This is a genomic window from Stieleria sp., assembly GCF_041595215.1.
Classification (GTDB): Bacteria; Planctomycetota; Planctomycetia; order Pirellulales; family Pirellulaceae; genus Stieleria; species Stieleria magnilauensis.
The window spans coordinates 1-9,772 of record NZ_JBFHKV010000200.1 but is presented as its reverse complement, the minus strand read 5'-3'; the positions used below and the strand labels follow the sequence as shown (position 1 = coordinate 9,772).

General features: G+C 60.3%; 7 protein-coding genes. 1 reads left to right on the top strand and 6 read right to left on the bottom strand.

Annotated elements, in window-relative coordinates; all coding sequences use genetic code 11:
• Window positions 1–141: 141 nt before the first annotated feature.
• The 4 genes from ABX749_RS10240 to sthA all read right to left on the bottom strand — a co-directional run bounded on the left by ABX749_RS10240 (window position 142) and on the right by sthA (window position 5,822).
• Window positions 142–2,670, bottom strand: a complete 2,529-nt coding sequence (locus tag ABX749_RS10240; RefSeq protein WP_372895894.1) for a BatA domain-containing protein — start codon at window positions 2,668–2,670, stop codon at window positions 142–144.
• 149 nt (window positions 2,671–2,819) lie between these two features.
• Window positions 2,820–3,182, bottom strand: a complete 363-nt coding sequence (locus ABX749_RS10235; RefSeq protein WP_372895893.1) for a hypothetical protein — start codon at window positions 3,180–3,182, stop codon at window positions 2,820–2,822.
• Window positions 3,183–3,184: 2 nt separating this feature from the next.
• Window positions 3,185–4,258 carry a M28 family peptidase gene (locus tag ABX749_RS10230; protein ID WP_372895892.1) on the bottom strand — a complete coding sequence of 358 codons (1,074 nt, stop codon included), beginning with the start codon at window positions 4,256–4,258 and terminating at the stop codon, window positions 3,185–3,187.
• 178 nt (window positions 4,259–4,436) lie between these two features.
• Entirely contained in the window at window positions 4,437–5,822 is a 1,386-nt protein-coding gene (sthA, locus tag ABX749_RS10225; RefSeq protein ID WP_372895891.1) for a Si-specific NAD(P)(+) transhydrogenase, read from the bottom strand.
• Between the two features lie 53 nt (window positions 5,823–5,875).
• Here sthA and ABX749_RS10220 point away from each other — a divergent pair, with 53 nt between their 5' ends.
• Window positions 5,876–6,778, top strand: a complete 903-nt coding sequence (locus ABX749_RS10220; RefSeq protein WP_372895890.1) for a carbon-nitrogen hydrolase family protein — start codon at window positions 5,876–5,878, stop codon at window positions 6,776–6,778.
• Window positions 6,779–6,850: 72 nt separating this feature from the next.
• On the opposite strand, the gene ABX749_RS10215 is transcribed toward ABX749_RS10220, so the two are convergent.
• On the bottom strand, window positions 6,851–7,864 hold the full coding sequence (locus tag ABX749_RS10215) for a polysaccharide biosynthesis/export family protein (RefSeq protein WP_372895889.1): 1,014 nt from the start codon (window positions 7,862–7,864) through the stop codon (window positions 6,851–6,853).
• A 310-nt stretch (window positions 7,865–8,174) separates the two neighbouring features.
• Window positions 8,175–9,740 (bottom strand): hypothetical protein, encoded by a 1,566-nt coding sequence (locus ABX749_RS10210; protein WP_372895888.1) that lies wholly within the window; start codon window positions 9,738–9,740, stop codon window positions 8,175–8,177.
• Between the last annotated feature and the right edge of the window lie 32 nt (window positions 9,741–9,772).

Below are 9,772 nucleotides of genomic sequence, written 5' to 3'. Positions count from 1 at the left end.
GGGATCGCAGCAAGATCAACCACTTTCGCTTGCGGGGATCGTCCGTCGGCGGCGTGACCAGCGTGATCACCGCGGCGATGGCGATCATTGCCGCCAGTGCAACCCAGATCGATCCGTACAGCGGTTCCAGGGTGAATCGTGTCATGCCGCCGATCTCCGCCTCGTCGAGCCGGACTTTGCCGCCGGCGAGCGGCGATAAAATCGGTTGCCCAACACTTGTTCCAGCATGAAAACGAACAGCGCCAACAGCATGATCGGCGACCAAAGCGAGACGACCCGAGCGTCATCGCTGGAGGTCCACTCCATTTCATCGAGCGAATCGATTTGTCGCAGACGGTCGGGACCGAACAGGCGTTCCAATCGCGCCGCATCGATCCGCGTGGTCGCCAATTGCTCGCGGGGCAAATTGGCGGTGAAGCCGAGCCCGATTTCATCGCCACGAATCCAATGCACGCCACTGTGTTTGGGTTGCCCGACCACGATTCGCAACGTCCCACCGCTGCCGGCGTCTTCGCTCTGCGGGACATTGATCGGAACCGGAGTCGCACCGACCGGAGGAAACCATTGCAATCGTCGAGGTTTGCCGTCGACTTCGATCGCAGCTTGTTGACGAACCGGAATCGAAACAGGCGCGCCGACGCGGGTCATCCAGCTTTCGGCGCTGCGGCCGGTCACATAACGCGTGACATCGCGAACTAGCGAAAACGCCGGCCAGTATTCGTCGGCTTGAAACAATTCGTTCCAGGACGAAGAGGGAGGCGTGATGGCCGGGATCGGAGTGGTCATCAACACAATCCGCCCGGAGCCCGATGCGTTCTGGGGTGTCGAAACTTCGGCGGCGGATTTCGAACGCCATTCGACGACCGCGGCATGGTCCGTGCCGGCGTATCGCATCAACACCTGGGCGTTGTCCGAGGGGGCGAGTTGCCAATACTGGTGAATTCGAAAATCTTGAAAGGGGACACCGCCGGGCGTGTTGGCCAGCGTGACCAGGGCGGGATGGGATGCGGCAGAGATTTCCAGGAACGTTCCCGGTTCGGGGACGCGCCAACGTCGCCGAAACACCGGCCAACCTTCGACCGCGACGTTTTCTTCGCCCAGCCGATCACCTGCGGCGACCCACACCGAGCCGCCCTGCTCGCGATACCGAATCAGTTCGGGCTCGCCGAGCGCGCTGTCGGGCGGGTCGAGCAAGATGACTCCGTCAAAGTCCGTCATCCGCGAGGCGGCCATGTCATCGTAGCCGATGCGTTCGATCGCGTACTGGGATGCCGGGTCATCGATCGGCGCCGGCGCCGAGACGGCCCAGGCAATCTCTTCGGCTTCTTCGGCTTGGTCGCTGACCAACAACAATCGACTCGGCGGCAACACCGCCACACTAAAGTAACTCGCGTCATCGACCGCCAACGCGTCGGCACCGACCAATCGGATCGCACCGTGATGCAACCCGACCGGCAGCGGCGGCAAGGTCATCTGCAATTCGACGTCGCGGCCGGGTTGCATCGTTACACTCAGGCGGTCCACCGGCTTGGCCTGGGGGCGAACGATGTCGCCGTCGCGGACCACGGGCAGGGCGGGGCTGCTAGGGAACAACACGCATTCGGCGGTGACGCTGAGTGAACCCGGTGGCGTCTCGCTCGTCTCTGCGGTCGCGCCGTCTGGATTCGTCTCCGAGTCGGTCGCCTCGTCAACGGTAGTCGCGGCGGCTTCGAGCGACAGGACTGCCGCGACGGTGATCGAGGTTTCCGGAGCCGGCGACACATCGGAAAGGGTTGGCAGCGAGACGGTGCGATTGGTGCCGACGGGACCGCCCATGTCCCAGACCGTCACGGCGACGCCGGACGATTCCAGCAGTGCGGCCAGCGACTGCCCCGAGAGTTCATTGGCGAAACTCGACTCGGTCAATCCGCTCAAGATCACCACTTGTCGCGACGGAATCTCGCTCGTTTGCAACAATCGGGCCGCTGCTTCCACCCGCGATTCCAGCGGTTGCACCACTTCCAGTGCACGCAGGGCATCGGTTTTGGAGAGCGCACCGGTCACGTCGAGTGAAAACGCGGCGGGGGCGCTGGACCGATCGATCACGGCGAACCGGCTTTCCCGGTTGGCGGCCAGGATCAACTGCTTGGCGGCCGCGCGAAGACGATTCAGTTGTGTTTCATCGCCCGTTCGCCAGGCCGCCAGCGGAGCATTGTCGACGACGATGGCCAGGGCGACCGGCGTTGCGTCATCGATCTCCGGCTTGGTGCCGCTGGCCAACGTGTACCCGCCCCAACCCACCGCAATGATCAACGCGAGGGCAGCCGCGGCGAGCAACGAGCGAACCAGCGTTTTCTGATTCGGTTTGCCGGCTGCAACCGATGCCATCGCCAACAGCGCGATCCCGGCGATCGACAGGATTCCGATCGTCGACCAAGTCAGCGAGAGCGCACCGGCGATCACCGGTCGGGCCAGGGCCAACGCGACCACGGCGAAGGCGGCGATGCGAAGCGCCAGCAACCACCATCGTCGCACCCGGACCTTGCTGCGGTTGGTCTCGAACCGTTGAGTCAGCAAGCGGACCGACGGAAACATCACCTTCTTGGGTTCTTTTCGCGCGATCAGATGCAACGCGATCGGAATCCCGACCGCGGCCAGCGCGAACAACAAGGCGGTGTTAACGAACGTCACAATTTCAGTCTTCTGATAGTAGCTCGGTCGTCCCACTCAAGTGGGGTTGGCATCCAGGCTGTCGCGTACAGGTTCGACAGAGCCGGAAGCCTGTCCCACAATCGTCCGGGCCCAGTTCCACAATCGTCCAGGCCCAGTGCGATCGGCGATTACTCTTCCAGTGCCCGTTTCCGCATTCGTCGGACCTTGTCTTGATGATGACGGTGGGTACGAAAGGCATCCAGTCCGGCAAGGATCACGATCACCATCAGGATCAACGACACGATCGACCAGGCCGCCACAAAGACGACCCCCACGTCGGCAAACGTCGCCGCCAGGATCAATAACCCACAGATTCCGATCAACACGTTGACGCGCAGACGAGACTTTTTGCGGCGGCGGCGGTATTCGACGTCTTCATCACCGTCGAAGGTGTCGTGAGGCCAACCGCGGTGTTCGGTCCACTGCAACCAACACGCGAAAAACAACAGCGTGACGCCCAGCAACAACCCTCCGGCGAACATCGCAGACACTCCTATCGAGTCGGATCGGTTGCGGCGGAACTCAACGAGACGAGCCACTGGTGTGCGACCCAGACGACCGCCGCGATCGACTCGCCGCTGCAGTTCTCGGGCACGTCTTGCTCGGTGTGCCAATACGATGGCGCCCCGATTCCCGGCCGCGGATAGTCGAAATCGATCACATCAATCGTGGGGATCTTGGCGATCTGGTTGAGCGGCAGATGGTCGTCTCGCAATTCATGCCGCGTCCGCATGACAAAGGCTTGAACACCGAGCTGATCCGCTTTTTTCCAAAACGATCGCGCCACCGTTTTGGCGAATCGGATGCTGTTGACTTCATAATAAAGCTTCAGCTCCTTGTCCCCGATCATGTCAAACAAGACCCCGGCGGCGTAGGGCACCGCGGGAGGGTCATTGCGGTATTGTTCGGCGAAGTAAGTTGATCCGAGAAAATAACGACCGCCATCACGTTGCCAAATGAACTCTTCGCCGTCAAACAGAACCAAGTCGACGCCGATGTCGCTGGGCAGATCATGCAGCTGATTGGCCAGTTCCATCAATCCGGCGGTGCCGCTGGCGCCGTCGTTGGCACCGACAAACACGCCCCGGGGATTGTTCGGATCGCGGTCCGGGTAGGGGCGGGTGTCATAGTGGGCACAAAACAAAAACCGTTTCGGACGCTCGGGATGCCAGGACGCGATCAGATTGACCATCGTCAACGGCGAACCGTCGCGGGGGTCGCGTGTTTCAAAGGCTTGTCGGGTCACCGTGCCGCCACGCTCGCTGAAGAACGCTTCCAACAGACGTTGTTGACGCACCATCGCGGCGCTGCCCGAGGGACGCGGTCCCAGATCGCACAGTTGTTGCAAGTACGACATCGCCCGCTCGGCATCATAACGATCGGGAATCGGATTTCGGGTCGGACTCTCCACCGCGACCACGCCCCGCTGGAACGCGCCGGTGGAGACGATGATCAACCACGATCCGGCCCCGAGTAACAGACCGATCAACAGCCAAGTGATGGCGGAGCGTGATCGGTTGGCCGGGCCGGACGACTCCGCCGGTCCGGGATCGTCGCTCTGAGGCATCGGCTGGCGGGATCGCGCACGCGGCGAAGACGTCATCGCAGCATCGGATGTTGGGGTCATTCGAAGTCCATTTGAAGACGTCATTCGGTTCACCGGCGGCACCACAGAAACACCGGCAGCTTCATTGTACGCGTTTGTGCCGCCCTCGGGCTAGGAGTTGATACCGGCGCGGCGATCGTCAAAACAGCCGGTTGTAACCGTTCAGTGCCGCGACGCGGTAGGCTTCGGCCATCGTCGGATAATTGAAGGTCGTTTCGACAAAGTATTCCAACGTCAGGTCTTCGGAATCCATCACCGCCTGACCGATGTGAACGATCTCCGACGCGTTGGCTCCGAAGCAATGCACCCCCAGGATCTTCAAGGTTTCGCGATGGAACAGAATCTTGAGCATCCCGACGGTGGTGCCCATGATTTGAGCCCGCGCCAGACTCTTGAACTGACTCTGGCCGACCTCATACGGAATGCGCTTCTCGGTCAATTCCCGTTCCGTTTGGCCGACGGAACTGATTTCGGGACTGGTGTAGATTCCGGTGGGCAGATCCTTGACGCGCAGGTTGCCGTCTTTGCGCCCCAGCACGTGCATGCCCGCCGCCCGGCCTTGGGTATAGGCGGCACTGGCCAGCGAGGGATACCCGATGACGTCGCCGACGGCATAGATGTGTTCTCTGGCCGTTTGAAATTGTTCATCCACATCCAGTTGCCCACGCTTGTTGGGCACCAAACCGATCGCCTCGAGCCCCAGATCATCGGTGTTTCCGGTACGTCCGTTGGCCCACAGCAAGACATCGGTCTTGATCTGTTTGCCGCTTTGCAAGTGCAACACGACGCCATCGTCTTGGCCTTCGATACGATCAAACGTTTCATTGTGACGAATCACGACGCCTTGGTCACGCAGGTGATACGACAACGCGTCGACGATTTCATCGTCCAAGAACTCCAGCAGCTTACCCCGCGTGTTGACCAGATTGATCTTCACGCCGATGTTTCGAAACATCGAGGCATATTCGGTGCCGATCACGCCGGCGCCATAGATCGTGATGGAACCCGGTTTTTCAGGGAGATCCAGAATCGTATCGCTGTCAAAGATCCGCGGATGATCGAAATCGACTTCCGGCGGTCGATAGGGTCGTGTTCCGGTGGAAATCACGAACGCCTTGCTGCGAATGGTTTCACCGTTCTCGATCTCAACGGTATGGTCATCAACAAACCTCGCATGGCCGAAATAAATCGGTACGCTGTTGCGGTCGTAAAACGACTGACGCATCGTCACCTGTTTGGCGATGATCTCGGCGGTCCCGCGACGAAGTTGCTCCATCGTCGGGGTGGTGTGAATCCCGAGTTCGCGGAAGATTGGGTTTTTTAACACGTTCATCGTGTTGGTGATCGTGTACCGTAGGGCTTTGCTGGGGATCGTCCCCCAGTGCGTGCACCCGCCGCCGATCTGTCGGTATCGTTCTGCGATGCCGACGCGCAGCCCGCCCTTGCGAGCCTGCATCGCGGCCCCTTCGCCACCGGGGCCGGTCCCGATGACAAACAGGTCAAAATCAAAGTCGTTGTCACTCATGTGCGTCCCGTTTTTCCCGTCGAGTTCTCAATTCTTACTCCGCTTGTTTTACGATGTTGATCGCTTGTGTCCAATCCGATGTGAGTTTTGCACAGCCTGCGGCCAATTTATCGCGAGTCCTGGTGTGGATGCAAAAAGCGGCCGACCCCGACCGCGGCGGTGAGTCAGGGAGCGGGAAATCACGGCCCGCCGAACTGATTGTTTTCCCCGAATGCATGCTCACTGGATACACGTTTGATTCCCGTCAACAGGCGCTCGACGTGGCACTCGAGCTGAATGATCCGATCTTTGGGCAGCTGATCCATGCCGCGGGCCAATGGAGACAAATCGTTACCATCGGGTTTCTGGAGCGATCCGGCGACAAACTGTACAACTCCGCCGCGATGCTCGGTGGGAGCGGTGTCCTGGGTTGTTATCGAAAAATCCACCTGCCCGCACTGGGAGTCGATCGATTCGTCGATCGTGGGGACCGCGACTACCAAACACACGTTGTTCAAACCGCTCGATCGGGTAGCGCCAGAATCGGATTGGCGATCTGCTATGACGCTTCGTTTCCTGAGCCGATGCGTGTGTTGGGGCTCGCCGGAGCCGAGGTCATCGCCTTGGGCACCAATTGGCCCAACGAAGGAATCAGGACGCCGAGCATCGTTCCGCCTGCGCGAAGCATGGAAAATCACTTGTATTTCGTCGCGGCCAACCGAGTCGGCAGCGAAAACGGATTCCAGTTCTGTGGTCGAAGTTCGATCTGCGGTCCCGATGGAGTCGTTCTGGCAAAGAGCGACGATGACCAAGAAACGATCCTGTTCGCCGAAGCCGATCTGGCGATCGCTCGCAATAAAACCATCCAGCGGACTCCCGGCACGCATGTGATTGATCGATTTGCTGATCGACGGCCTGAATTTTATGGCAAAATCGTCCAAGCGGTGGATGCCCAAAACGCACAACAGGAACGGTAGTATCAGTCGATCGTGTGATCACTCGATCACTTCGCGGGCGATGTTTCGCTCGCTCGCTTTTTCAGAAGTCGTTTATCGCACTTCGATGTTCAACGGTGGGATCGCCGCATAGACGCCGCGGGTGAAGATCTGTTCGATCCAGTTGTCCAGGCGGACGATGGGACGCTGGGGCACGATCACCACGTCGTTGTCTCGCAGCCAGATTTCGTCGGCCGGTGTCGGTCGCTTTCCAAAGACCGCTCCTTGCAAATCCAGCATCGTCGAAATCAAACGCCAATCTTCGGCACGCCGCAGCACAACGACTTGACGCATGTTACCGCCGGGTAAGTGGCCGCCGGCTTGGGCGATTGCGCCGAGCACCGTCGTGGGGCCTTCCAATTGAATGCGATTGGGCGTCGCGACCTCGCCGAGCACGTAAACGAAGTGACTGGCCTGCTGCGTCAAGATCGGTTCGGCTTCCAATCCGACGACCAGCTCGCGATAACGCAGGTTGATCTCTTTCTTCAATTCGGGAAGCGAGAAGCCCTGAACACACAGCCCGCCGATTCCGGGCAGACGAATCTTGCCATCGGGCATCACGGTGACCGCGAGTGCTTGTTGCTGCAATCCGCTCTGTCCGCCGACGGCGTTTCGAATGTCATCGGCCAATCGATTGGTTCGAACGGGCGTGACATCGATGGACGGTTCGTCATAGAGTTTCTTGTATTTCTGTTCCAGCACGTCTCGCAGCTGACTGATCGAAAGACCAGCGGCGTGGACTTGACCCAGCAGACGGACCGTGATCGTTCCATCGGGCTGAATTTCCAAACCACGTTCGAGCGTTCCACGTTGCAGATCCGCATCGGCCACCGACTCGATCAAGACTTCGTCACCGGGGGCCAACCGATAGTCGCCCTGTTCTTGGCGTCGGGTGATCAGATAGATCACTTGCAGTTCGTCGCCGGGGCGCAGACGATATTCGCCCAGGTGCGCGTAACGTGATGGACCGGCATAGCCGCCCGGTCCGTAGGCATCAAACGGCATCGGCGACATGTCACGCCAACGTCCTTCGGCTCCGCAATGGTCCTGACAGTCGACCGCCATCATGCATTTGGGGCATCCGCCCCGACATGGATATCCACCGGGGACGTTTCGACAGCCACAATCGGTTTCGTTGACCCTGCTTGCGCCGGGTACCGACTGCTGGGGTGCCGCTGTCACCGACGTCTGTGCGGACCCGTCCTGGCAAGTGAACAGGCACGCGGCGACTGCGACAGTCACGATCAGTGTCGATACGAGATTCAGGCGAATGGATGATGGAGACTGCATGCCAAATCTCACGGACTCGAATGAACGTTGGGAGTGATCGACGGAAACGCTTGCGAATGAACGCGGATGAACAACGAGCGACACGTCGCTACCACAATTTTGGGAACTTACCGAAGAATCGTTTGATCGCCGATCCTTGCTGACCCGTCGCGGGGCCGGTCGCCGACGCATCGTAAGCCTCGAACTCGTCAGCGCGATAACGCTCATCGACCCTGGCTTCGATCACATCGGGATCATACGTTGATGACTCGTTCGGTTGCGGTTTCGAACTCAGTTTCGGCAACCGGAGCCGGGCCAGCGAGGCGGGGATGAATCGAGACGTTTTTTTCTCCGGCTGCGCCGTGACCGGGGCTGTCGGTTCGACCGATGGTGTCTGACGCTGGTCGTCATCGCGGGACGAGGGACCGGCAACTGTCGAAGGGCGTGTCAGCGTGTTGACCGCCGGTGAGATCGAAGCGAACTGGGTCGGCGAAAGTTCAATCACTTTCGGAAAACGCGTCTGTGTGGCAGCGGTCGTCGGGGCTTCGGCCACACGTTGGTCCAAGGAGACGTCGCCGGTCGGATCGGTCTGTCGTGCCGTCACGCGGTTCAAAGCCGCTGCGATCTCTTGTGTGGGTGAAAGTTTCATCGCGTGTTGAAGCGTCCATTGTGCTTCAGCATCAAGCCCCATGTCGGCCAATTGCATGCCCAAACGCGTCGCCAGACTGGCGTTGGACGGTTGGCCCTGGAGTGCTGCACGACGGAGACAAAGCGATGTCTCTTCCGGTAACCATTTGGTTTCATTGCGGCCGAGTTGGATTGCCGCAATCAAGTCCATCGCCTGGGCGGCTTGTACGTGACGGGCAGCAAGTGGCGCCAGTTTCACGCGTGCAAAATCCAAATAGCGGTCGGCAGACTGGGTCGGCGTCAGACCGATCGACCCGGCACCGGCCAGTGCAGGCGTTTGGTGCGACGAGGCGATCGCGGCAATCAATTCGTCATCGACCGCCGCCCCCGATGCGACGAAATCCCTCGCTTCCCGAATCGCCGTTCGGGCGATGCGAACGCCTTTGGCAGCGGTCGCGGGACGCTGCAGCGATGCGGTCTGTCGATCGGCAACGTCGATTCCCGTCGCGGTTAACTCCAACGCCTTCCAAGCCGACGCTTCCGCCGAAGACCATGCCCCGACGGAATATTCGCGGTACGCATCGTCCAGATGTCGGCTGGCTCGAGCTAAGCAGGAATCGGCCGTGATCGACTGCAACCACGGCGCCGTCACCACCTGCTCAGCGACCACCTGCTCAGCGGCCGTCTGCGGCGGTGCCGATGGCAGGGCAGGTGTCGTCGATTCCTGTGGCGATTGAATCGAGCGTGATCGCACCGGCGGCAAACGTCGGGGCACCGTGACGGTGGGTGGGGTCACCAAGGCAACGTCGTCTCGCCCGATTTCAGCGTCGTCGATCCCGGCGTTTTCGATTCCAGTGGACGGATCCGCCGAGGGGACGGTTGCGGTGGGATGGTTCGCCGGGTCGGCAAGGGACGGGGCGTCGGCGCAATACGGATTCACTTGCGTTGCGGCGTTCAGCGTCGAAGCGGCCCCAGAGAGCACGATGCCGAGCAGCACAACGCGTGGTCGATTGCGAAGCGTCATCCGTTTCCGCTTTGTTCGGTTCATTGGTCTTCCGTGTCCGTGCCGTCCGGTCAGGC

What these genes read in the sequence shown, in the direction of transcription:
- ABX749_RS10215 (WP_372895889.1), bottom strand. Translation starts at nt 7,864, where the DNA reads ATGATGGCGGTCGACTGTCAGGACCATTGCGGAGCCGAAGGACGTTGG.
- ABX749_RS10230 (WP_372895892.1), bottom strand. Translation starts at nt 4,258, where the DNA reads ATGCCTCAGAGCGACGATCCCGGACCGGCGGAGTCGTCCGGCCCGGCC.
- ABX749_RS10220 (WP_372895890.1), top strand. Translation starts at nt 5,876, where the DNA reads ATGTTGATCGCTTGTGTCCAATCCGATGTGAGTTTTGCACAGCCTGCG.
- ABX749_RS10210 (WP_372895888.1), bottom strand. Translation starts at nt 9,740, where the DNA reads ATGAACCGAACAAAGCGGAAACGGATGACGCTTCGCAATCGACCACGC.
- sthA (WP_372895891.1), bottom strand. Translation starts at nt 5,822, where the DNA reads ATGAGTGACAACGACTTTGATTTTGACCTGTTTGTCATCGGGACCGGC.